Annotated in this window: 22 protein-coding genes and 1 tRNA gene; 9 read left to right on the top strand and 14 right to left on the bottom strand. The window is 65.0% G+C overall.

Annotation, left to right across the window (positions count from 1 at the left end):
* Positions 1-107: 107 nt before the first annotated feature.
* Both tig and ACFQU1_RS24090 read right to left on the bottom strand, forming a co-directional pair.
* Entirely contained in the window at positions 108-1,535 is a 1,428-nt protein-coding gene (tig, locus tag ACFQU1_RS24095) for a trigger factor (RefSeq protein WP_378137565.1), read from the bottom strand.
* Positions 1,536-1,609: 74 nt separating this feature from the next.
* A tRNA-Leu gene (locus ACFQU1_RS24090) sits at positions 1,610-1,694 on the bottom strand.
* A 248-nt stretch (positions 1,695-1,942) separates the two neighbouring features.
* Between ACFQU1_RS24090 and ACFQU1_RS24085 the strand changes: the two genes are divergently transcribed.
* Positions 1,943-3,424, top strand: a complete 1,482-nt coding sequence (locus ACFQU1_RS24085) for a multicopper oxidase family protein (protein ID WP_378137563.1) — start codon at positions 1,943-1,945, stop codon at positions 3,422-3,424.
* Between the two features lie 6 nt (positions 3,425-3,430).
* On the opposite strand, the gene ACFQU1_RS24080 is transcribed toward ACFQU1_RS24085, so the two are convergent.
* Complete coding sequence (locus tag ACFQU1_RS24080; protein ID WP_378137562.1) at positions 3,431-4,927, bottom strand: NAD(P)H-hydrate dehydratase; 1,497 nt, start codon at positions 4,925-4,927, stop codon at positions 3,431-3,433.
* Between the two features lie 295 nt (positions 4,928-5,222).
* Between ACFQU1_RS24080 and ACFQU1_RS24075 the strand changes: the two genes are divergently transcribed.
* The 3 genes from ACFQU1_RS24075 to ACFQU1_RS24065 all read left to right on the top strand — a co-directional run bounded on the left by ACFQU1_RS24075 (position 5,223) and on the right by ACFQU1_RS24065 (position 7,714).
* Positions 5,223-5,561: a P-II family nitrogen regulator gene (locus tag ACFQU1_RS24075; protein WP_378137560.1), complete on the top strand. Its 339-nt coding sequence runs from the start codon at positions 5,223-5,225 to the stop codon at positions 5,559-5,561.
* A 63-nt stretch (positions 5,562-5,624) separates the two neighbouring features.
* On the top strand, positions 5,625-7,034 hold the full coding sequence (glnA, locus tag ACFQU1_RS24070; protein WP_378137558.1) for a type I glutamate--ammonia ligase: 1,410 nt from the start codon (positions 5,625-5,627) through the stop codon (positions 7,032-7,034).
* Positions 7,035-7,180: 146 nt separating this feature from the next.
* On the top strand, positions 7,181-7,714 hold the full coding sequence (locus ACFQU1_RS24065) for an MgtC/SapB family protein (protein ID WP_378137556.1): 534 nt from the start codon (positions 7,181-7,183) through the stop codon (positions 7,712-7,714).
* Here ACFQU1_RS24065 and ACFQU1_RS24060 read toward each other — a convergent pair.
* On the bottom strand, positions 7,703-7,921 hold the full coding sequence (locus ACFQU1_RS24060; protein ID WP_378137554.1) for a hypothetical protein: 219 nt from the start codon (positions 7,919-7,921) through the stop codon (positions 7,703-7,705). The genes ACFQU1_RS24065 and ACFQU1_RS24060 overlap by 12 nt on opposite strands.
* Before the next feature lie 384 nt (positions 7,922-8,305).
* Between ACFQU1_RS24060 and parE the strand changes: the two genes are divergently transcribed.
* Together parE and ACFQU1_RS24050 are read left to right on the top strand one after the other, a co-directional pair.
* Complete coding sequence (gene parE, locus ACFQU1_RS24055; protein WP_378137552.1) at positions 8,306-10,366, top strand: DNA topoisomerase IV subunit B; 2,061 nt, start codon at positions 8,306-8,308, stop codon at positions 10,364-10,366.
* A 185-nt stretch (positions 10,367-10,551) separates the two neighbouring features.
* A complete protein-coding gene (locus ACFQU1_RS24050; protein ID WP_378137550.1) occupies positions 10,552-12,132 on the top strand; it encodes a DEAD/DEAH box helicase in 1,581 nt (526 codons plus the stop codon).
* Between the two features lie 3 nt (positions 12,133-12,135).
* On the opposite strand, the gene ACFQU1_RS24045 is transcribed toward ACFQU1_RS24050, so the two are convergent.
* The 10 genes from ACFQU1_RS24045 to ACFQU1_RS24000 form a co-directional block, all read right to left on the bottom strand.
* Positions 12,136-12,531, bottom strand: a complete 396-nt coding sequence (locus ACFQU1_RS24045; RefSeq protein WP_378137548.1) for a TfoX/Sxy family protein — start codon at positions 12,529-12,531, stop codon at positions 12,136-12,138.
* A complete protein-coding gene (locus ACFQU1_RS24040) occupies positions 12,528-12,911 on the bottom strand; it encodes a HesB/IscA family protein (protein ID WP_378137546.1) in 384 nt (127 codons plus the stop codon). The genes ACFQU1_RS24045 and ACFQU1_RS24040 overlap by 4 nt, the downstream gene beginning before the upstream one ends.
* 90 nt (positions 12,912-13,001) lie before the next feature.
* Positions 13,002-13,427: a VOC family protein gene (locus ACFQU1_RS24035; protein WP_378137544.1), complete on the bottom strand. Its 426-nt coding sequence runs from the start codon at positions 13,425-13,427 to the stop codon at positions 13,002-13,004.
* On the bottom strand, positions 13,427-13,765 hold the full coding sequence (locus ACFQU1_RS24030; RefSeq protein WP_378138345.1) for an SUF system Fe-S cluster assembly protein: 339 nt from the start codon (positions 13,763-13,765) through the stop codon (positions 13,427-13,429). Before ACFQU1_RS24030 ends, ACFQU1_RS24035 begins: the two co-directional genes overlap by 1 nt.
* A 123-nt stretch (positions 13,766-13,888) precedes the next feature.
* Positions 13,889-15,136 carry a cysteine desulfurase gene (locus ACFQU1_RS24025; protein WP_378137542.1) on the bottom strand — a complete coding sequence of 416 codons (1,248 nt, stop codon included), beginning with the start codon at positions 15,134-15,136 and terminating at the stop codon, positions 13,889-13,891.
* Between the two features lie 112 nt (positions 15,137-15,248).
* Positions 15,249-16,580: a Fe-S cluster assembly protein SufD gene (gene sufD, locus ACFQU1_RS24020; RefSeq protein WP_378137540.1), complete on the bottom strand. Its 1,332-nt coding sequence runs from the start codon at positions 16,578-16,580 to the stop codon at positions 15,249-15,251.
* 7 nt (positions 16,581-16,587) lie between these two features.
* Positions 16,588-17,337: a Fe-S cluster assembly ATPase SufC gene (gene sufC, locus ACFQU1_RS24015; RefSeq protein ID WP_378137537.1), complete on the bottom strand. Its 750-nt coding sequence runs from the start codon at positions 17,335-17,337 to the stop codon at positions 16,588-16,590.
* Complete coding sequence (locus ACFQU1_RS24010; protein WP_378137535.1) at positions 17,330-17,860, bottom strand: cupin domain-containing protein; 531 nt, start codon at positions 17,858-17,860, stop codon at positions 17,330-17,332. The genes sufC and ACFQU1_RS24010 overlap by 8 nt, the downstream gene beginning before the upstream one ends.
* Positions 17,857-19,332 (bottom strand): Fe-S cluster assembly protein SufB, encoded by a 1,476-nt coding sequence (sufB, locus tag ACFQU1_RS24005; protein ID WP_378137533.1) that lies wholly within the window; start codon positions 19,330-19,332, stop codon positions 17,857-17,859. The genes ACFQU1_RS24010 and sufB overlap by 4 nt, the downstream gene beginning before the upstream one ends.
* 128 nt (positions 19,333-19,460) lie before the next feature.
* The gene (locus ACFQU1_RS24000; protein ID WP_378137531.1) at positions 19,461-20,660 is read right to left on the bottom strand and encodes a cysteine desulfurase family protein; all 1,200 of its coding nucleotides are present in this window, start codon (positions 20,658-20,660) and stop codon (positions 19,461-19,463) included.
* Between the two features lie 255 nt (positions 20,661-20,915).
* Between ACFQU1_RS24000 and ACFQU1_RS23995 the strand changes: the two genes are divergently transcribed.
* The 3 genes from ACFQU1_RS23995 to tyrS all read left to right on the top strand — a co-directional run bounded on the left by ACFQU1_RS23995 (position 20,916) and on the right by tyrS (position 23,590).
* Positions 20,916-21,575 carry an alpha/beta hydrolase gene (locus ACFQU1_RS23995; RefSeq protein WP_378137529.1) on the top strand — a complete coding sequence of 220 codons (660 nt, stop codon included), beginning with the start codon at positions 20,916-20,918 and terminating at the stop codon, positions 21,573-21,575.
* 51 nt (positions 21,576-21,626) lie between these two features.
* On the top strand, positions 21,627-22,208 hold the full coding sequence (locus ACFQU1_RS23990) for a GNAT family N-acetyltransferase (protein WP_378137527.1): 582 nt from the start codon (positions 21,627-21,629) through the stop codon (positions 22,206-22,208).
* A gap of 128 nt (positions 22,209-22,336) precedes the next feature.
* Positions 22,337-23,590, top strand: coding sequence for a tyrosine--tRNA ligase (gene tyrS / locus ACFQU1_RS23985; protein WP_378137525.1), 1,254 nt, complete (start codon positions 22,337-22,339; stop codon positions 23,588-23,590).
* The last annotated feature ends 12 nt before the right edge of the window (positions 23,591-23,602 follow it).

Below are 23,602 nucleotides of genomic sequence, written 5' to 3'. Positions count from 1 at the left end.
AGCTCAGTCTCCTCGATCACCCGGATCATCCCCCGGGGATCATTAACAGCTCGTCGTCGCCGGCGGCGCTGCGGCTCCTTTTTCGGTGGAGCCGCATCGATGAGGCCTCAGGCGTCGTCCTTCTTCTTCGACCGGCTCGCCTTTTTTGGGGCCGCCGTCCGCTTCGTGGCCTTTCCGCCCTCCGCCTCGTCCGCGGCATCATCGGCGAACAGGGCCTCTTTCGAGACGACCTTGTCCTCGACCTTGACCTGGGACAGGACGTGGTCGACCACCTTCTCCTCGAAGAGCGGAGCTCTCACCTCGGCGAGTGCCTGGGGGTTCTTGCGGTAGTAGTCCCAAACCATCTTTTCCTGGCCGGGGAACTGGCGGGCGCGTTCGACGACGGCCTGGGTGACCTCGTCGTCCGCCACCTTTATATTGGCCTGCTCACCGACCTCCGCAAGCACCAGCCCGAGACGCACCCGCCGCTCGGCGATCTTGCGATACTCGGCCCGGGCGTCCTCCTCGGTGGTGTCCTCGTCGGCAAAGCTGCGGCCGGCCTGCTTCATGTCGGTCTCGACCTGATTCCAGATGCCGGCGAATTCCTGTTCGACCAGGCTCGGCGGCAGATCGAAGCCGTATTTTTCGTCGAGCGCGTCGAGAAGCGCCTTCTTCACCTTGCGCCGCGTCTGTGCCGTGAAATCGCGCTCGATGGTGGCGCGTACCGCCTCCTTCAGCTTGTCGAGGGATTCCATGCCGAATCCCTTGGCGAACTCGTCGTCGACGGTCACCTCGGCAGGCGCGGCCACTTCCTTGACGGTCACGTCGAAACTCGCCGTCTTGCCGGCGAGATGCTGCGCCGGATATTCCTCCGGGAAGGTCGCCGTCACCGTCTTCTGGTCGCCCGCCTTGGCGCCGACGAGCTGTTCCTCGAAGCCGGGAATGAAATTGCCGGAGCCGATCTCGACCTGGACGCCTTCGCTCGAGCCGCCCTCGAAGGCCTCACCGTCGATCGTGCCAACGAAGTCGATCGTCAGGCGGTCGCCTGTCGCCGCGCCTTCGCTCTCTGCCTTCGGATTGAAGCCACGATTTTGACGGGCCATCCGGGAGAGCGCTTCGTCCACCTCAGCGTCGCTGACCTCTGCCGTCTCGCGGGTCACCGTGATGTCGGACAGGTCCTTGAGCTGAAAGACCGGCAGGACCTCGAGCTCGACCGTATAGGAGAGATCCGCCTTGGCGTTCATCACCGCCTCGACCTCGCCCTGGTCCTCGGAGAGCTTGACCTGAGGCTCGTTGGCGAGCTTCAGCGAATGCTCCTCGACGATCTTGCGGTTCGCCTCGTTCACGGTGTTCTGCAGAACGTCGGCCATCACCGCGCGGCCGTAGAGCCGGCGCAGATGCGTGAGCGGAACCTTGCCGGGACGGAAGCCGTTGATGCGCACCCGGTCTTTGAGGCCGGTGAGTTCGCCCGTCAGTTTGGTTTCCAGCTCGGCGGCCGGAACCACCACCTTGAACTCGCGTTTCAGGCCCTCGGACAGGGTTTGCGTCGCCTGCATGATACAGCTTCTCGACTTCGTGTGCTTCTGATGATGCCTCGGGGGTGACGCTGCTACGGGTCCCCTCGCGGCGATGGTGCGGGCGGAGGGGCTCGAACCCCCACGACTTTCGTCACTGGAACCTAAATCCAGCGCGTCTACCAGTTCCGCCACGCCCGCGCAGGGCCCGCAACACGCCTGCCCCTTCGGGACGCGGCTCTATATCATGACGGCAGGGGGATGCAGCAAAAAAATGACGGTAGCGGGCGACGAGCGGCCTTCCTCGCCAGCGGATTTGCCCCTGTTCAATGCGGAAACAGGGAGAATGCGAGCAATTTCACGTGCATTATCACTGACACGTTCCCTTCTCCCCGTCCAACGGCCCTCCCATCGGCCATCATGGCCGAATTCTCGACCGAAAGCGTCTCATGCGCACCAGATCGCCCGCCTCCCATCAAGGCTCCCCTGCCCTTGACCTATCGCCGAGGCTCGGCCGGCGCGCGTTCTGCACCGGCCTCGCCGTCACGATCTTGGCCCTGGCCCAGAACGCGGCGGCTGAGGCGCGCGCCCGGCCGGACGCTGCCGACGACCAGCCCGGACCTCGTCCAAAGGGCGGGGCATCCCCGGTCAGGCTGCGCGCCGCGCCCCAGGCGTGGCCGCTGAAGGCGGGCGCCGCGACGGGGCTCTGGTGCTTCGAGGAGATGTCTCCGGGCCCGATCCTGCGCCTGCGCCGTGGCTCCGAGCTCGCCGTCCATCTCGAGAACGGCCTCGCCCAACCGACGAGCCTGCATTGGCACGGCCTGCGTATCGCCAATGCGCGCGACGGGGTCGGCGGGCTGACCCAACAGCCGGTCGCGCCTGGTGCCACGCAAGAGATTCGCTTCACGCCTCGGGATGCCGGCACCTTCTGGTACCGGCCCTTGGTGCCGGCGCACGCGGCGGAACAGACCGAGCGGGGACTCTCCGGGCTCCTGATCATCGAGGAGGACGAGCCACCTGCGGTCGACGCGGATCTCGTCATGGTGATCGACGACTGGGCACTCGACGACAACAACCAATTGCGCCCCGGTTTCGGCACGCGTGAAGAGGGTGGGCTCGCCGGCCGCCTCGGCAATTGGCTCACCGTCAACAGCGCCGCTGCGCCTGAAAAGTTGACGGTCGCGCCAGGGGCGCAGCTGCGGCTGCGCCTCCTCAATGCCACCAATGCGCGGCCGGTGACCTTGCGTTTCGAGGGCCTTGCCGTCCAGGTGGTCGCCATCGACGGCCAACCGGCCGACCCCTTCGCGCCCGCCGGAGACCGCTTGGCGATGCTGCCCGGCAGCCGCTGCGACCTCATGGTCCGCTGCCCTACCACGGCCGGTGCATCCGCCGCCGTCGTCGCGGCCCTCGGGCAGGGATTTCCGCTTTTGGCCGTTGCGACCGAAGGCGCCTCCTCGCCTCTTGCCGGGTCACCGGTGCCGGTCCTCCCCGACAACAGTCTTCCGCAGGCCATCGATCTCGCCGCCGCCGTCCGCGCCGACCTCGTTCTGACCGGCGGCCTCGATCCGGCCGCTCCCGGCCCAGGCGGCGCGTCCGCCGCCGATTCGAGCCGCCTGTGGCAGGTGAACGGCATCGCCTGGCCCGATGCCGCCAAGCCCCTGCTGACAGTCAAGCAGGGGCGGCCCGTGGTGCTGAGCCTCACCAACCGGACCGCGCAGCTGCAGGCCATGCATCTTCATGGCCATTCAGCCCGGCTTCTGCATGCCCTGGACGACGGCTGGGAGCCCTACTGGGTCGACACCATTGCGGTGCCGATCGGCCGCACGGTGCGCGTTGCCTTCGTGGCGGAAGCGCCAGGCAAGTGGATGATCGGCTCGAGCATCCTCGACCGCCTCGGCGCCGGGCTCGCAGCCTGGTTCGAGGTGACCTGATCCGCCTCAATCCATGAGAAAGCGCCGCCAGATCTCCGGCAGCTTTTCCGGCAGGTCCTCGGCGATCAGACCCGGGCCGAAGGCCATGGCGGCCGCCCCATGCAGCCACACGCCGGCCGCCGCCGCCTCCCCGCCCGGCATGCCCTGGGCGAGCAGCCCACCGATGAGGCCGGCGAGCACATCGCCCGTGCCGGCGGTGGCAAGCCAGGGTGTGCCGTTCTCGTTGATGATCGCCCGGCCATCCGGTGAGGCGATGACCGTGTCCGCGCCTTTGAGGACCACGACGGCTCCGGTCTGCCGGGCAGCAGCCGTGGCCTTGAGCAGTTTTGACGGCTGCTCAAGAACTTCGTCGACGCCGTTGAACAGGCGCGCGAACTCCCCCTCGTGAGGTGTCAGCACGACCGGCGCGGGATTGGCGGCGATCAGCGCGGTCAGCTGCGCGAGCTCGCCCCCCTCGCCGGCAAAGCTCGTCAAGCCGTCCGCGTCGATCACGAGCGCGCGGCCGGCATCGGCGGCAACGCCGATCATCGCCCGTGTCGCTTCCCCCCTGCCCGCCCCGGGACCGATGACGACGGCATTGAGACGATCGTCGGCGAGAAAGCTGCTCAGACCCTCGGCACTGTCGACCGAGCGCACCATGACGGCCGTCAGATGTGCCGCATTGACGGCAAGCGCATTGGGCGGCGACGCGACCGTCACGAGGCCCGCCCCGGCTCGTAGCGCCGCGCGCGCCGCAAGCCGCGCTGCGCCCGTCGTCGATATGCCGCCCGACACGACGACCGCATGTCCCCGGCCGTATTTATGGCCGCCCGACGCCGGGCGCCGATAGGCGCGCAGCCAGAGATCCGGGGCATTGGCGGCATAGGGCGATGCCAGGGAGGCGACAATCTCGTCGTCGATGCCGATAGGAGCGACCGTCACCCGGCCGCAATGGAGGCGGCCGGGCAGCAGGAGATGCCCCGGCTTGCGACGCACGAAGGTCACGGTCTCGACAGCCTCGATCGCCATGCCGCGCACCGCACCGGTATCGCCATCGATGCCCGAGGGCATGTCGGCGGCGATGACGAAGGCACCGGAAGCGTTGATCCGCGCGACAGCCGCGGCGGCCTCGCCGTCGAGATCCCGCGACAGGCCGGCGCCGAACAGGGCGTCGATTACGCGGCAGGAAGCGTCGGGCGCAATCTCCGCCAGCGGTCGCATGTCCCCCTGCCACGCCCCGGCCGCCCAGGCGGCATCGCCCGTCAGCGCCTCCCGGCTGCCGAGCAGGTAGACCTCCACCCGATAGCCCTCCTCCGCCAGAACCCGCGCCGCGACGAAGCCGTCGCCGCCGTTGTTGCCCGGCCCACAGGCGACCAAGATGCGACCGCCCGGCGGATGATGCGCCGCGGCGTGATCGGCAACGGCGCGACCGGCACGCTCCATCAGTTCCTGTCCGGGGATTCCGGCGCTGATGGCCTGGGCATCGGCCCGGCGCATGGCGGCGGTCGTGAGAAGTTCGTGCATGCGCGCTCTCGGCTTCTTCGTTGCGGGATAGAGCATCGCCTGGATGTTGCGCCTTTCCTCATCATGGCGCGCCCGACACGAAGGCGCCAGAACCCCCATTTTGGGCCGCCCGGAGCCCCATTGTTCACGTCGTGAGCAAATGCCGCAATTTTGTGCATTTGACTGAGCAGGTTTTGAGCACGGGCAGCCGAAGGTCACCAACTTCGCCGTGGCCGGCGCTCCACTTTTGGTGATAAGAGCCGTCCTATGTCTCGTTCCGCGTCGCCGGAGCGGGCAGCACAGGGAGGCGCGACCGATGAAGAGAATTGATGCGATCATCAAGCCCTTCAAGCTCGACGAGGTGAAGGAGGCCCTGCAGGAGCTCGGCCTCCAGGGCATCACGGTCATCGAGGCCAAAGGCTTCGGGCGCCAGAAAGGCCATACCGAGCTTTATCGGGGTGCTGAATATGTGGTGGATTTCCTGCCCAAGGTGAAAATCGAGATCGTCCTCGCCGACGACATGGTCGAGGCGGCGATCGATGCCATTCGCAAGGCGGCCCAAACCGGCCGGATCGGAGATGGCAAGATTTTTGTATCGACCGTGGAGGAGGCCATCCGCATCCGCACGGGGGAAACCGGGCTCGACGCGATTTAACTTCCACCCGCGCGCGCCGCGAGTGCGGGGCCAACGACTATGTCCAACACGAGGAACCGAATGATGAAGAGCGCCCAAGACGTGCTCAAGGCGATCAAAGAGCAGGACATCAAATACGTCGATTTCCGCTTCACCGACCCGCGCGGCAAGTGGCAGCACGTCACCTTCGACGTGTCGATGATCGACGAAGAGATCTTCGCCGAAGGCACCATGTTCGACGGTTCCTCGATTGCCGGCTGGAAGGCGATCAACGAGTCGGACATGCTCTTGATGCCGGATCCGGCCACCGCCACCCTCGACCCGTTCTTCTCGGCGCCCACGCTCTCGATCGTCTGCGACATTCTGGAGCCCACCACCGGCGAGGCCTATGGCCGCGATCCGCGTGGCATCGCCCGTAAGGCCGAGGCTTTTCTGCAGTCGACGAAGATCGGCGACACGATCTATGTCGGTCCCGAGGCCGAATTCTTCGTCTTCGACGACGTGCGGTTCTCGGCGACGCCCTACAACACGGGCTTCAAGCTCGACGCGACGGAACTGCCCACCAACGGCGATACCGAGTATGAGGGCGGCAATCTCGGCCACCGCATCCCGGTCAAGGGTGGCTATTTCCCGGTGCCGCCGCTCGACAGCGGACAGGACATGCGCGGCGAGATGCTCGCGGCCATGGCCGCCATGGGCGTCAAGGTCGAGAAGCACCATCATGAGGTGGCCTCGGCCCAGCACGAACTCGGCATGAAGTTCGACACGCTGACGCATATGGGCGACCAGATGCAGGTCTATAAGTACTGCATCCACAATGTTGCTGCGAGCTACGGCAAGTCTGCGACCTTCATGCCGAAGCCCGTCTATGGCGACAACGGCTCGGGCATGCATGTGCACCAGTCGATCTGGAAGGGCGGCAAGCCGCTGTTCGCCGGCAACAAATATGCCGACCTCTCCCAGGAATGCCTCTGGTACATCGGCGGCATCATCAAGCACGCCAAGGCGATCAACGCCTTCACCAATCCGTCGACGAATTCCTACAAGCGCCTGGTGCCGGGCTTCGAGGCGCCGGTCCTCCTCGCCTATTCCTCGCGCAACCGCTCGGCTTCCTGCCGCATCCCGTGGACGGCTTCGCCCAAGGCCAAGCGCGTGGAGGTCCGCTTCCCCGATCCGACCGCCAATCCCTACCTCGGCTTTGCGGCGCTTCTGATGGCCGGGCTCGACGGCATCATCAACAAGATTGATCCGGGCGCGGCCATGGACAAGGATCTCTACGACCTGCCGCCGCGCGAGTTGAAGAAGATCCCGACCGTGTCGGCGAGCTTGCGCGAAGCGCTTGGCCATGTGGACAAGGACCGCGCCTTCTTGAAGGCGGGCGGCGTCTTCACCGACGACTTCATCGATGCCTATATCGAGCTCAAGATGCAGGACGTGATCCGTTTCGAGCACACGCCGCATCCGGTCGAGTTCGACATGTACTACAGCGTCTGAACGGCCTTGCGGCGGCCTCGGCCACCGCAGAGCTCGGCAATGCAGGGCCGGAGGAGCTTTCCTCCGGCCTTTTTTATTGACGCTCCGGGACGGGTAGTCGATCGATGACGTCACGCATCGTCCGACAAGAACGGCTGGAAAATCGCGTGGACTATCTCGAGAGAATGCTCGCCGACCATCTCGACCAGATCCTGCGGCTGGGGGCAGCAACCCTCGCCGGCATGATCGTCGGTTTGAACAGGGATCTGGAAGGCAAGCCGACCGGGGTGCGCACGCTCGGCCTCGTCGGCCTGGGGACCGCGCTCGTCACCGTTGCCAGCCTCGAATATGCGTCCCTGGCAGACCACCCCGATGCGCTAAGCCGCGTCGTGCAGGGGCTTATCCAAGGCATTTTGACGGGGATCGGCTTCATCGGCGCCGGTGCCATTCTGCGCGACCGTGAAAATCGCGACATTCAGGGATTGACGACCGCCGCCTCCGTCTGGGTGACCGCCGCTGCCGGCATGGTCTGCGGCCTGGGCAATTGGCCGCTGGTCATCATCGGAGTCGTGATGGCGCTCGGGCTGCTCGTCATGGGGCACGGCGCTGAGAAGGTCGTGGGCGGCCTGCTGGAAAGGCTCAGATTGCGAAAGCCTTCCAAGCGGGAAGGCTCTCCCGCCGAGGGAGCCTCAGAAGAATAGGATGAGCGCGGCGGCCGCCCCTGCGCTGGCGGCGAGCCAAGCCCAAAGCGCGAAAAGTTCGACATCCATGGAATGCCGCGCCATTGCGGGCATTTCGATCTCGCCGTCGAGGTCCTCGGACCAGGCGCGTGATTGCACGCCCGCCTTCTCGGTCCGCGCGCGCTGTTGGAAGGCGTGATGTGGTCTGCTGGCTGCGGATGAAAGCATAGCCTTTCCTCCTGTCATCATTGCGGATCCTGCGCGGGCAAAGTTAACGTGATGTTATTACGACGATTTCGTACATGGCCCTGTTTCGCCGCATTCGTCGTCTCAGAACCTGCCGTGGACATTGCATTTCGCCGCATTTTTGCGTGTAACCCTTGCCTGCCGTTCACGCGTCACAAAGTTGCGACGAAACGGGGGCAGTTGCTGTGCGCTGCCTCACATGGTCGAGGTCAGGCCATCAGCCGGTGTAATCAGCGCCGCTCTTGACATATGGGCCGAAGCCTGTGCGTTTCCTGTCTGTTCCTGTCGGCGGATAACGGACACCTAACTTGACGCGTGCCATAATGGGGCACCACATGCGGGGCGAATCAGGGGATCGAGGAGACGATGGCAGAACCAGTGGATCTTTTCGGCGGTCGTGACGGCAACGCCCAGCGCAAGACGGCCGTGAAGGGTCCAGCCGCGGCACAGCGCGCAGCGGCCGCGCCTGCTTCGGCGGCAACGCCGGGCCAAGGCAGCTATACGGCCGCGTCGATCGAGGTGCTCGAGGGCCTGGAGCCGGTTCGCCGCCGGCCGGGCATGTATATCGGCGGCACCGACGAGAAGGCGCTGCACCACCTCTTTGCCGAGGTCATCGACAACGCGATGGACGAAGCGGTCGCCGGGCATGCGACCTTCATCGAGGTCGAGCTCGACACGGACGGGGTTCTGCGCGTCACGGATAACGGCCGCGGCATCCCCGTCGATCTCCATCCGAAATTCCCGGAAAAGTCGGCGCTCGAGGTCATCATGACCACGCTGCACGCCGGCGGAAAGTTCGATTCAAAGGTCTACGAGACTTCGGGCGGCCTGCACGGGGTGGGCATCTCGGTGGTCAATGCCCTGTCGGAGCGTCTCGAGGTCGAGGTGGCGCTCGGGCGCACGCTTTACCGCCAGATCTATTCCCGCGGCTTGCCGCTGACGGGGTTGGAAACCGTGGGTGCCGTGGCCAACCGGCGCGGCACAACGGTGCGCTTCAAGCCCGACCCGCAGATCTTCGGTGCGCAAGTGCGTTTCGACCCGCGCCGCCTTTTCAAGATGGCGCGCTCGAAGGCTTATCTGTTCGGCGGCGTCGAAATTCGCTGGACCTGTGCGCCGGCACTCGTCGCCGATCTCGCCAACGTCCCCCCTGAGGCGGTCTTCCGGTTCCCCGGCGGGTTGAAGGATTATCTTGCACGCGAGATCGACGGCATGGCGCTCGTCGCCGACCAGATCTTCGCCGGCAAGATCACCAAACCCGGTGGGCACGGGTCACTCGAATGGGCGATTGCATGGCTTACCCACGAGGACGGCTTCACCTCCTCCTATTGCAACACCATTCCGACGGGCGAAGGCGGCACCCATGAAGCGGGCCTGCGCACGGCGCTCGTTCGCGGCCTGCGCGACCACGCCGAGCGTGTCGGCCAGGCCAAGCGCGCAGCGCAGATCACCGCCGACGACGTGATGGTGAGCTGCGCCGCCATGCTCTCGGTCTTCATCCGGGAGCCAGAGTTCCAGGGCCAGACCAAAGACAAGCTCGCGACCGCCGAAGCCGGCCGGATCGTCGAAGCCGCCGTTCGTGACGCCTTCGACCATTGGCTGGCGGCGGCTCCCCAACAGGCGACCAAGCTCCTCGACTGGACGATCGAGCGTGCCGAGGAGCGGCTCCGGCGCCGCGCCGAAAAGGAGGTGGCACGCAAGTCGGCGACGCGCAAACTTCGCCTGCCCGGCAAGCTCGCCGATTGCAGCAATGCGGGAGCGGCCGGCTCCGAGCTCTTCATCGTCGAGGGCGATTCGGCCGGCGGCAGCGCCAAGCAGGCGCGCAACCGCGCGAACCAGGCGATTCTGCCGCTGCGCGGCAAGATTCTCAACGTCGCCTCGGCCGGTCGCGACAAGCTTGCGCAGAATCAGCAGCTCGCCGATCTCCTGCTCGCGCTCGGCTGCGGCTCCGGCTCGCATTATCGCCCCGACGATTTGCGTTACGAGAAGATCATCATCATGACGGACGCCGACGTCGACGGCGCCCATATCGCTTCGCTCCTCATCACCTTCTTTTGGCGCCAGACGCCGCGCTTGATCGACGAAGGGCATCTCTATCTCGCCGTGCCCCCGCTCTACCGCATGACCCAAGGCGGCAAGACGGTTTATGCACGCGACGACGCTCACCGGCAGCAGCTGATGAACACGGTCTTCAAGGGCAAGGGCAAGGTCGAGATCGGCCGCTTCAAGGGCCTCGGCGAGATGCTGCCGGCGCAATTGAAGGAAACGACGATGAACCCGGCCAAGCGCACGCTTCTGCGCGTCGCCGTCGCCTCCGATGAGCGGCCGGCCACGGCCGACGTCGTCGAGCGCTTGATGGGCAACAAACCGGAAGCGCGCTTTGCCTTTATTCAGGAGCGCGCCGCCTTCGCGACCGAGCTCGACATCTGAGGCCGAAGGGCCGGGTATCGGGCTCCGCGGTCGATAGCGACCGCCTTTGTCAAGTCCATGCGTTGACTTTGATCGCGATCTCCCTATGTTCGCGCAGAATGTCGTCGCGGTTGCGTACGATGACATGAGCCGCGTCCCGAGCTGCGTATTTCCTCGCCAGCGGACGTTTCGACATACGGATCACGATGTCATTCTCCGAACTTGGTCTCAGCGACAAGGTACTGCAAGCCGTCGCTGCCTCCGGCTATACGACACCTACCCCCATCCAGGAGCAGGCGATCCCTCACGTGTTGCAGCGGCGGGATGTTCTGGGCATCGCGCAGACCGGCACGGGTAAGACGGCCGCCTTCACGCTGCCGATGCTCACGCTGCTCGAGAACGGCCGAGCCCGGGCCCGCATGCCGCGCACGCTCATCCTCGAGCCGACGCGTGAGCTCGCCGCCCAGGTGGAAGAGAGCTTCATCCGCTATGGTGTCAATCACAAGCTCAATGTCGCTCTGATCATCGGGGGCGTCTCCTTCGGCGACCAGGATGCGAAGATCACTCGCGGCGTCGATGTACTGATCGCGACACCCGGCCGCCTGCTCGATCATTTCGAGCGTGGCAAGCTGCTGCTCACCGGCATCGAGGTGCTCGTCATCGACGAGGCCGACCGCATGCTCGACATGGGCTTCATCCCGGATATCGAGCGCATCTGCCGCATGGTGCCCTTCACCCGGCAGACGCTGTTCTTCTCCGCGACCATGCCGCCGGAAATCCAGCGGCTCGTCGACACCTTCCTGCACAATCCGGCACGGATCGAGGTCGCCCGCCCCGCTTCGGCTGCCACCACCATCACACAACGGCTCGTGGCGGCAGGATCGGAGGCGCACGACAAGCGCGACGTTCTGCGGCGCTTGATCCGCGGCGCGACCGACCTCAAGAATGCGATCATCTTCTGCAACCGCAAGCGCGACGTGGCGATCGTCCATCGCTCCCTGGAGCGTCACGGCTTCAGCGTGGTTGCACTGCACGGCGACATGGATCAGCGCTCGCGCACGCAGGCGCTCGACAGCTTCCGCAACAATGAGGTGCAGTTGCTGGTGGCGAGCGATGTGGCGGCGCGTGGTCTCGATATTCCCGACGTCAGCCATGTCTTCAATTTCGATGTGCCGCATCATCCGGAGGACTACGTCCACCGCATCGGCCGCACCGGACGCGCTGGCCGCTCCGGTTATGCGGCCATGCTGGTGACGCCGGGCGATCAGCGCTCGCTCTCAGCCATCGAGGCCCTCACCGGCCAGCCCATCGAATGGGAGGGCGAGCCGCTCGACCCGAATGCCGAGGAGGCGCCGCGCCATGGACGGCGTGGCGACCGCCGCAGCCCGGGTGGCGGCAGCCGTGCCAGCGGACGTGGCGAGGGAGGCCGTGGTGGCCGCCGCGGTGCCTCTGCACCTCAGCCGGAGGCCCGCACCTCCCAGCGCGAGGAGCGCCCCCAGGAGGGAGCCCTCGCGGAAGAGCGGAAAGCACCCGAGGCCGACCAGCGCCGAGGGGCACGCGGCCAAGGCGAGCGCAGCCCAGCGGAGCGGAGTCAAGGGGAAGCCAGCCAGGAGCGTGCACCGCGCAAGCGGCCGCAACCCGCGCCGGCCGAGCACGAGCGTGCCCGTCCTCGTCATCACCGTCGCGACGACGAGGATGACGACCGCGTCGTCGGGCTCGGGGATCACGTTCCGGCCTTCCTGCTCCGGCCGGTTCGCTTGCCGAAAAAGGCGAGCTCCGAGGACTGAGGTTCAGTTTCCTTCAGGATCAGCGGGCGGGTGGGGAGCGGCCCTGCCCTTCCGGCGGCGGCCCGTTCGCGCTGCCGCCCGCTTGGCCGAGGCCGCCTGCCAGGCGCGTTCTGCCCAGCCTGCCGCAACAGTCGGATCATCGAGGGCCTGTTCGGGCATGCTCCAGAGCGATGTGAGCACCACACGGCCGTCGCGGCGCCCATAGCTGAAGGGCCGCGCACCCACCTCTTCGAAGGCGGCTCGGCTCATCGCATCGGTTTTCAGATAAATTGTGCCGCCGACCTCGATCGCGAACATGACGTCGTCGCGATAGATGCCGGTGCCGCTGAACATGCGCCGCGTGTGCACCGGCCCGAAGTCGCCGAAGATATCGGCAAGCGCTTCGGCGTCGAGGGTCACTGGATCGCGAGCGCGTCGGGTCGGGCCGGCGTGAGCGCGACCGATTCGCCGCAGCCGCAGGCCGACGTCTGGTTCGGATTGTTGAAGACGAAGCCGGAGGTCAATTTGTCGACCTTGTAGTCCATGGTCGTGCCGAGCAGGAACAGAACGGCCCCGGGCTCGACCACCACCGTGACACCCTTCTCCTCGACCACATCCTCGCCGGGCTTGATCTCCGCGGCATAGTCCAGGGTGTATTCCATGCCGGCGCAGCCGCCCTTCTTCACCCCGATGCGCAAGGCAGCGGCGGGCGGATTCGATTTGGCCATAAGCGCCTTGACGCGCGCAGCGGCAGCATCGGTCAGGCTCATCACCTTGAGCTTCGGGCGGGGCAGACCCATCGTCTAAACTCCTCCACCAGGGTTAAAGGCCCTGCGGTCTCATGCCATAAGATAGTTACGATGACCGCCGCGGTCGAGGGGCCCTCACCGTCATCGGTAATTCGGCCAGAGACCGGGGGTCGCGAATTCGACGAGATGCCCGTCGGGATCGCGCACATAGATGCTTTGGCCGCCATGCGGCCAATCCGTCCGGCCTTCGACCGGGATGCCTGCATCCCCGAGACGACGCTCCCAAGCGCTGAGCTGGTCGGCCGCGACCGCGAAGGCGATATGCAGCGGCCCATGGCCATCATGCGGTGGAATGGTGCCGCCCGGCAGATGCACCGTGTCCAGCGTCGCGCCCCGCTTGAAGAGCAGGAGCACGCTGCGGAGGCCGGCTTCATAGGCATGGAAGCGCGCGTCCTGCGTGATCTCCTTCAGGCCGAGAAGCTCGCTGTAGAAGCTCGCGGCACGCTCCATGTCATCGACATAGAGCGCCGTCTCCAGAACGCCGTAGATCGGGGGCGCCGGTTCCATCACCACATGTCGAGGGCGACGCGCGCCTCGTCCGACATGCGGCTTTGGTCCCACGGCGGATCGAAGACCATGTTGACAGTCGCGCCTTGCACGCCAGGGACGGTGGAGACCGCGTTTTCCACCCAGCCCGGCATCTCGCCGGCGACCGGACAACCCGGAGCCGTCAGGGTCATATCCAGGTTGACATGGCGCTCGTCGGAAATCTCGATGCGGTAGATGAGGCCGAGTTCGTAGATATCGGCCGGGATCTCCGGATCGTAAACCGTCTTCAGGGCGGCAATGACATCCTCGAGAAGCCGGTCGATCTCCTCTTGCGGCAGCGTTTCCGGCCGCGCCATCTCGGGCGCGTTCGGCTTGAAATCGTCAACCGACGATGCTGGCGATTGGGTCAACGGTCGCTCCTCTCAGGCAGCGTAGATGGCGCGCATATGTCCTCGATGTAAGCCCTTGGAGGGCCTCATTCAATCGGAGAACAGATGCTGGGCCTTGGTCAGGGCCTCCACGAAGGTGTCGATCTCGCCGATCGTGTTGTACATCGCGAAGGACGCGCGGCAGGTGGAGGTGGTTCCAAAACGCGCCAGCAGCGGCTGCGCGCAATGGGTGCCGGCCCTGACGGCCACCCCCGACCGGTCGATGACCGTCGCCACGTCATGGGCATGCGCGCCTTTCATCTCGAAAGAGATAATGGCGCCCTTGGCCTGCGCCTTGCCGATGATGCGGATCGAATTGAGCGCGGCGAGCCGCTCGTGCGCATAGTCGCGCAACCGATTCTCATGGTTGAGAATGGCGTCGCGGCCGATCGATTCCATATACCGAATGGCGGCCGCCAGCCCGATCGCCTCGACGATCGGCGGGGTGCCCGCCTCGAAACGATGCGGCGGCGAATTATAGGTGACGCGGTCGAGCGTCACCTCCTCGATCATCTCCCCGCCGCCGTTGAAGGGCGGCAGTTGCTCCAGCCAACGCCGCTTGCCGTAGAGCACGCCGATGCCGGTCGGGCCATAGACCTTGTGGCCGGTGAAGACATAGAAATCGGCATCGAGATCGCGCACGTCCACCGGCAGATGCACCGCGCCCTGGCTGCCGTCGACGAGCACGGGAATGCCGCGTGCATGGGCGAGCTTCACGATCTCCTTGATCGGCACGATCGTGCCGAGAACGTTCGACATCTGGCTGATGGCGACGATCTTGGTGCGGGACGACAGAAGCTTTTCGAATTCCTCGATGAGGAAGTTGCCCTCGTCGTCGACGGGCGCCCATTTGATGACCGCGCCGCGCCGCTCGCGATGGAAATGCCAGGGCACGATATTGGAGTGGTGCTCCGCGATGGACAGGACGATCTCGTCCCCTTCCCCAATATTCGCAAGCTGGCCATAGCTCGCCGCAACGAGGTTGATCGCCTCGGTGGCCGAGCGCGTGAACACGATTTCCTCGGTGCTCTCGGCATTGAGGAAGCCGCGCACCGCCTCGCGCGCGTCCTCGAAGGCTTCCGTCGCCGTATTGGCGAGGTAGTGGAGACCGCGATGCACATTGGCATAGCCGCTCTCCATCGAGGCGACCATGGCGTCGATGACCGCGCGCGGCTTCTGCGCCGAAGCCGCACTGTCCAGATAGACCAGGGGCTTGCCGTAAACCTCCTTGGACAGGATCGGGAAATCGCGGCGGATGGCCGCGACGTCGTAAGTCGTATTGGCAACGGCGATGTTCATGACCTTCGCCTCGTTTCCTTACTCAGTCGGCCGACACAGGAGGTCGGCACATTCCTGTGCCGATCTGAGGCCACAGTCCCGATCCGATACAGGGAGGGGGATGGCGCCGACGTTACGTGGCGTGTTCCTTGGCGCGCCCCGCCAGCCACTGGGCGACGAGCTCCGTCAGCTCTTCCCGCACGTCGTCCAGGGTGATGGCTTCCAAAGCCTCACCCAGGAAGGCCTGCACCAGAAGCGCCTCCGCCTGCGGCCGTGGCAAACCGCGTGCCATCAAATAGAACAGGAGTTCGTCGTCCAGCTCGCCGCAGGTCGCGCCATGGGCGCATACGACGTCGTCGGCGAAGATCTCGAGCTCCGGCTTGTTGTTCATCGACGCGCCGTCCGACAGCAGGAGCGCCGCGGACATCATCTGTCCGTCGGTCTTCTGGGCACCGGGCCGTACGATGATCTTGCCCTGGAAGACCCCGGTCGCCTCGCCGTCCACCACGGTCTTGTAAAGCTCGCGGCTCTGGCACCCCGGCACGATGTGATCGACCACGAGCGTCGTATCGGCATGGTCCTTGTCGGCGAGCATCGTCGCCCCGCCGAGATAGGCCGTGCTGTTCTCGCCCTCGAAGGCGAGGAACAGCTGATGGCGGGACACATGGCCGCCGACGACCGTGCCTGTGGTTGCCAGGCGCGCATCGGCCCCGAGCGACACCATCAGCGTCGACAGGGCGATCGCCTCGTCACCCTCGGCATTAAGCCGCAGATGGGTGAGATCGACGCCGGATCCGCCCGCGATCTCGACCACCACATTGCTGTGATAGGCGACGCCCAGCGGTCCCTCATGGCTTTCGATGAGCGTGAGCGAAGCGCCCTCGCCGGCCAGAAGCAGCACGCGCGGCGACGTGGCAAAGGGTTGCGAGCCGGTGTTGATGAAGCGCAGGAGGATGGGGCGTTCGAGTTTCACGCCTTCGCCGACCTCGATCAGCGCGCCATCAGCCATGAAGGCGGCATTGAGCGCAACTGCCGCATTGTCCTTGGCAACCGCAAGCCCGCCCATGCGGGCGAGGCGCGGATCGCCTTCAACGAGGGCCTGTGCGAGCGCCGTCACCTCGATGCCGTCCGGAATCGCGTCCATCGTGACAAGATGGCCGTTCACGAAGGTGAGGCGCGTTGCCTCGACGGCAGTGAAGGCCGTGCCTGTGGCCAGCGCCGCATCCGTCTCGGCAAGGCTTGGCCGGCCGGCGAGAGGCGGCGCCTCGCGCATGACGCTGCGCAGATCGGTATATTTCCACTCCTCGACGCGGCGATGCGGCAGGCCGCCCGCCTCGATCAGGGCGAAGGCCTCGTCGCGCTGCCGCGCGGTCTCGGGCGTGCCCGGCAGGCTGTCGCGAACGGCCTTGAACCGTTCGATCAAGCCGGTTTCGGCCGGAGTGCGCATGGGAGAAACGACTGACATGGTGTCCTCACGCCGCCAAATGGCGGTAGTCGGCATAGCCGTTGGCTTCGAGCTCGAGCGCGAGCTCCTTGCCGCCCGACCGCACCACCCTGCCCTTCGACATCACATGCACGGTGTCCGGCACGATATAATTGAGCAGGCGCTGGTAATGGGTGATGACCAGGAAGGAGCGGTTGTCGCTCCTCAGCGCATTGACGCCTTCGGCGACGATCCTGAGCGCATCGATGTCGAGGCCCGAATCGGTCTCGTCGAGGATGCAGAAGCCGGGCTCGATCAGCGCCATCTGGAGAATCTCCATGCGCTTCTTCTCACCACCCGAGAAGCCGACGTTCAGCGCGCGCTTCAGCATCTCCTGGTCGATCTGAAGCGTTTCGGCCGCCTTCTTCACACGCCGCATGAAGTCGGGCGTGGTCAGCTCCTCTTCGCCGCGTGCCCTGCGCTGGGCATTGAGCACCGACTTCAAGAAGGTCATCGTCGCAACGCCCGGGATCTCCAGGGGATATTGGAAGGCGAGAAAGATGCCCTTGGCCGCGCGCTCCGCCGGCTCGAGCTCCAGGAGGTTCTCGCCGTTGAGCAGTATCTCGCCGTCGAGAACCGTGTAGTCCTCCTTGCCGGCGATGACATAGGACAGCGTCGACTTGCCCGAGCCATTGGGGCCCATGATCGCGGCGATTTCACCGTCCTTGATCGTCAGGTCGAGGCCGTTGAGGATGCGCTTGTCCTCGATCTCGACGACGAGGTTCTTGATCTCAAGCATTGGTATTCTCGTCCTTTGATGAGGCGCCTTCGCCTTCCCAGTAGTCGAGGGAATTGGCGACACGGCCGACATAGGCGATGCGTGCGGTCATGGGGCTGCCGTCGGGCGAGCCTGCGAACATCGCGAATTTGTTCGAGTCCGGATATTCCACCACCTCGGTTCCCGTATGGGTCGAGAAGCCGAGATAGCGAAGATCCTCGCTGCCCGTGTTGATGATCTGGTGAGCGACCTCGCTCCCGCCGGCCGGTGCGGCCAGCACGTCTCCGGCACGCACCGGATAGGTCTCCGCCCCGAAGCGATACTCCCCCGTCCCCGAGAGAACGAGGAAGAGCTCGTGCGCCACCGAATGGGCATGGAATGGGAAGGCCCGCTTGCCCGGCGGCACCACATGCAGCATGCAGCCGAGCATCGGCGAGCCGATCGCCGGCCCGATCCGGCCGACCTTGGCCGCAAAGGCCTCGCCCTGGGCAATCTCATGCAGCGGCACGTCCGCCAGATTGATCACGGGCTTCGTCGCACTCATCCCACGCTCCCCTCCAGCGAGATCGAAATGAGCTTCTGCGCCTCGACGGCGAATTCCATCGGCAGCTGCTGCAACACGTCCTTCACGAAGCCGTTGACGATCAGGGCGATCGCCTCCTCGTCCGAGAGCCCGCGCTGCATGCAGTAGAACATCTGATCGTCGGAGATCTTCGAGGTGGTCGCCTCGTGCTCGAAGACGGCGCTCGCATTCTTCGACTCGATGTAGGGCACCGTATGCGCCCCGCATTTGTCGCCGATGAGGAGCGAGTCGCAATTCGTGAAATTGCGCGCGCCGGACGCCCGTCGATGCGCCGACACGAGGCCGCGATAGGTATTGTCGGAACGCCCCGCCGCGATGCCCTTCGAGATGATCTTGCTCGTCGTATTGCGGCCGAGATGGACCATCTTGGTGCCGGAATCGACTTGCTGATAGCCGTTCGAGATGGCGATCGAATAGAACTCGCCGCGCGAATTGTTGCCGCGCAGGAGGCAGGACGGATATTTCCAGGTGATCGCCGAGCCGGTCTCGACCTGCGTCCAGGAAATCTTGGAATTGTCGCCGCGGCAGTCGCCGCGCTTCGTCACGAAATTGTAGACGCCGCCCTGGCCCTGGGCATCGCCCGGATACCAGTTCTGCACGGTCGAATATTTGATCTCGGCATCGTCGAGGGCGATGAGCTCGACGACCGCCGCATGGAGCTGGTTCTCGTCGCGCGCCGGCGCCGTGCAGCCTTCGAGATAGCTCACATAGGAGCCCTTGTCGGCGATGATGAGCGTGCGCTCGAACTGGCCGGTGTTGCGCTCGTTGATGCGGAAATAGGTCGACAGCTCCATCGGGCAGCGCACGCCCTCCGGCACATAGACGAAGGACCCGTCGGTGAAGACCGCGGAGTTCAGGGCGGCGTAGAAATTGTCGCCCATCGGCACGACCGAGCCGAGATATTTCCGCACGAGCTCGGGATGCTCGCGGATCGCCTCGGAGATCGAGCAGAAGATGACGCCGGCCTTCTGGAGCTCCTTCTTGAAGGTCGTGACGACCGACACGGAATCGAACACCGCGTCCACGGCCACCCGTGCACCCGCACCCTCGACACCGGCCAGGATCTCCCGCTCGCGTAGCGGAATGCCGAGCTTCTCATAGGTCTTCAGAATTTCCGGATCGACCTCGTCGAGCGATTTCGGCGCCGCGTTCTTCTTGGGCGCGGCGTAATAATGCAGTTCCTGGAAGGCGATCGGCGGATAATGCACGCGCGCCCAGGTGGGCTCGCGCATGGTGATCCAATGCCGAAAAGCCTTGAGCCGCCACTCGGTCATCCATTCCGGCTCGCCCTTCTTGGCCGAGATGAGGCGAACGATGTCCTCGTTCAGGCCCTTCGGGGCCTTGTCCATCTCGACCGTGGTCTCGAAGCCGTATTTGTACTGATCGACGTCGATCGCCTTCACGCGCTCGACGGTTTCCTGCACTGCAGGCATCGCTCAACTCCTGTCACGGCTTCAAGGGCCGCGGGTTGCCTATAAGCCATGGTCCGAAACGATCGCGACCGGATCATGGGGTACAATCGAACCTTGCCGCGCAACGGGCGCGTTGCCACGCAAGGCCGTTACGCTGCTTTCGAGCCTTCCCGCCGGGCGATAAGGCTGCTCGTAACCTTGTCGAAGGCCGCGACGAAAGCATCGACATCGGCCTCCCGGGAAGCCCAGCCGAGGCTGACACGGATCGCGCCCTGCGCCAGCGCCGGCTCCACACCCATCGCCGCCAGCACATGCGAGGGCCGGACCTTGCCCGACGAACAGGCCGAGCCCGACGATACCGCCATGCCGGCCAAATCGAGTGCCATGACCAGCGTCTCGGCCTTCAACCCAGGCATCGCGAAAGCGGAGGTATTGGCGAGCCGCACCACCTGCTCCGCGAAGACCACGAGTTCGGGCCGCACCTGCCGGACGGTCCGCTCGAGGCGGTCCCGCAGGCCTGCGACACGTCTCATATAATCATCGAGTTCGGTGAATGCGATCTCTGCCGCGACACCAAAACCGACGATGGCCGCAAAATTTTCGGTGCCGGCGCGATGGCCCTCCTCCTGGCCCCCACCGCGCAACAGCGCCTCGCCCAAATCGATACCCGGGCTCACCAGCAGCGCGCCAGCCCCTTGCGGGCCGCCGAACTTGTGCGCCGACAGGCTCATGAGGTCCGCACCGAGCGTCGAAAAGTCGATCGGCAGCTTGCCCGCCGCCTGCACCGCATCGACATGGAGGATGCCGCCGGCGTCGTGCACCAGCCGCGCCAGCTCGGGAATCGGTTGCAAGGCCCCCGTCTCGTTATTGGCCATCTGCACCGAGACAAAGGGCCGGGCGGCAGGCGCCCGGTCGGCGAGCTGCGCCAATTGGTCCGCCAGCCACGCGAGCCTGACGATGCCGTTCGGGTCGACGGGCACGATTCTGAGGGCGTCTGCCAGCAGACGTCCGCCAGCGAGTACGCTCGGATGCTCCGTTGCCCCGACGAAATAGGGATGGACCGGCGCAGCATCGGATCCACGGAGGCTGCGGACACGCAGATGCGGCGAGAGCGCCGTCACATTGGCTTCGGTGCCACCGCTCGTGAAAACCACCTTGGCGGCCCCGGCGCCGACGAGCGCTGCAACTTGCGCGCGGGCCCGCTCGACCGCCGCCCGTGCGGCCCGTCCTTCCCTGTGTACGGAGGAGGCATTGCCGGCGTCGGTCAGCGCATGGACCATCGCCTCCACCACCTCCGGACGAAGGGGGGCCGTGGCATTGTAGTCCAGATAAACTCGACCCGACGTCATGCTTGTTTCCTGGGGAAAAGGCACCACTTCACGGAAGTCTTGCCTTTGGCCCCCCTTGCTGTGCTACATACGCGGCTCATGAGCGCGTGGCCTTCGGGGTAGATCGGGTTGCACAGCAACTCATCTACACGTCCTGATAGGCCTTAGAATAATTCTAACCGTGATTTATGGCGCTGCAGCAAGCTAAGTCAAGGGACGTTTGCGCATACGTCTTGGCGGCAGCCGGCGCATCAACACGGCAATGGTGGCGGATCAATGCCTGAAGTTATTTTCACCGGACCAGCGGGCCGGATCGAAGGCCGTTATCACCCGGCCAAGGAAAAGGGTGCACCGATCGCGATCGTGCTCCACCCGCATCCGCAGTTCGGCGGCACGATGAACAACCAGATCGTGTATGGCCTCTATTACACCTTCGTGAACAGGGGCTTCTCGGTCCTGCGGTTCAATTTCCGCGGCGTCGGCCGCAGCCAGGGCTCCTTCGACCATGGCCAGGGCGAATTGTCGGATGCGGCCGCGGCGCTCGACTGGGCCCAGTCGGTCAATCCGGAAGCACGCACCTGCTGGATCGCCGGCGTGTCCTTCGGCGCCTGGATCGGCATGCAGCTCCTGATGCGCCGGCCGGAGATCGAAGGCTTCCTGTCGATCGCCGCGATGGCCAACCGCTACGACTTCACCTTCCTCGCGCCCTGCCCTTCCTCCGGGCTTTTCGTGCACGGGTCGCAGGATCGCGTCGCCCCGCTGCGCGAGGTGATCAGCGTCATCGAGAAGGTGAAGACGCAAAAGGGCATTCAGATCGAGCACGCGGTGATCGACGGCGCCAACCACTTCTTCGAGGGCAAGCTCGAGGAACTGATGGGGACAGTCGACGGCTATCTCGACAAGCGTCTCGGCAGCGTCCAGGAAAACGCCGCGTAGCGATTGCGCTATAGGCGACTTCCGCTGCATCGCCTCCCTGGATCTGCTCGGATGTGGTGGCAGTCTGCTTGGATGCCTTTGTACCCCTGTGTCACCATCGATACGGCCCGGCTCCAATTGCGCTTATGGCGAGAGGCCGATCGGAATGCTTTCGCGGCCTTGAACGCCGATCCCGAGGTAATGCGCTATTTGGGCGGTCCGCTCGATCGCGAGGAGAGCGACGACCGAGTCGATACCTACTTGGACTGCTTCCGCACACAGGGCTTTTGCCGCTGGGCCGTAACAACATGTCAGGGAGATTTCATCGGCAGCGTCGGCGTCATGGCTTGGCCCGCCGATGGTGAACCTCTGGGAGCGCATGTGGAGATCGGGTGGCGGCTCGTGCGAACGGCCTGGGGAAAGGGCTATGCGACGGAGGCGGCCAGAGCATCGCTCCATGACGTCTTCACCAGGGCCGGTCTTCGAGAAGTTCTGGCCTGCACGGATCGCCGCAATCTGCCATCCCAAGCGGTCATGGCGCGCTTGAAATTGGAACGTGATTCCGCCCGAGATTTCATACGTGACGACACGCAAGGCGTGCGGGAATTTTGGGTCTGGATCGCTCGGCCCGAAATGCTGAGGGATGATCGCTAGCGTCTACTATGCCCGAATCGTGCTGATCTTGGGCCAAGAGAATCTCTCCCCTTCGGCATCCAATTGTCGTACACGTCCCTCTCCCCGGAACCGGGGAGAGAAAAGCCGCAACCCAAGATTTGCACGCCATGACCGCGCCAACATCCGACTTCCTTCGCGTCCTGACGGAGCGGGGCTTCATCCATCAGTGCTCGAACCTCGAGGCGCTCGACGCCAAGGCGCGCACCGGCGAGCTCGTCGGCTATATCGGCTTCGACGCGACCGCGACCAGCCTTCACGTCGGCTCGCTCGTGCAGATCATGATGCTGCGCTGGCTGCAGAAGACCGGCGGCAAGCCGATCGCGCTCATGGGCGGCGGTACGACCCGCATCGGCGATCCATCCTTCAAGGACGAGGCGCGCAGCCTTCTCACGGACGAGCAGATCGCCACCAATCTTGCCGGCATCCGCCGCGTCTTCACCAATTACCTCGCCTTTGGCGACGGCTCGACCGACGCCATGATGGCGAATAATGCCGACTGGCTGAACGAGCTCAAATATATCGACTTCCTGCGCGATGTCGGACGCCATTTCTCGGTCAACCGCATGCTTAGCTTCGAATCGGTGAAGCTGAGGCTCGACCGCGAGCAGTCGCTGTCCTTCCTCGAATTCAACTACATGATCCTGCAGGCCTATGACTTCGTGGAGCTCTACAAGCGCCACGGCTGCGTGCTGCAGATGGGCGGCTCCGACCAATGGGGCAATATCGTCAACGGCATCGATCTCGGGCGCCGCATGGCCGATGTCGAGCTTTTCGCGCTGACGAGTCCGCTGATCACGACCGCCTCCGGCGCCAAGATGGGAAAGACGGCTGCCGGCGCCATCTGGCTCAATGCCGATCGGCTGAGCCCCTATGATTACTGGCAGTTTTGGCGCAACACGGAAGACGGCGATGTCGGCCGTTTCCTGAAGCTCTTCACCGAACTACCGCTCGATGAGATCGCGCGCCTCGCCGCACTTCAGGGCAGCGAGATCAACGAGGCGAAGAAGGTGCTCGCCTTCGAGGCGACGGCCCTCCTCCATGGCCGCGCCGCCGCCGAAGAGGCAGCCGAAACGGCGCGCAAGACCTTCGAGGAAGGAACCCTGGCGGACACCCTGCCGAGCGTTGCAATCGATAGGGCTGCGCTCGCGGACGGCCTCGGCGCCCTCTCGGCCTTCGTCACCGCCGGGCTCGTCGCCTCCACCAGCGAGGCACGACGCCAGATCAAGGGCGGCGGTCTGAAGGTCAACGACAACACCGTGACTGACGAACGCGCCCTGCTGACATCGGCCGACCTCACCGCGGACGGCACCATCAAGCTGTCGCTCGGCCGCAAGAAACACGTCCTCCTGCGTCCACTCTAAGGGCCTGGGCAA

The sequence above is a fragment of the Chelatococcus sp. GCM10030263 genome (assembly GCF_042666455.1).
Classification (GTDB): domain Bacteria; phylum Pseudomonadota; class Alphaproteobacteria; order Rhizobiales; family Beijerinckiaceae; genus Chelatococcus.
This window is presented reverse-complemented; position numbering and strand designations above follow the sequence as displayed.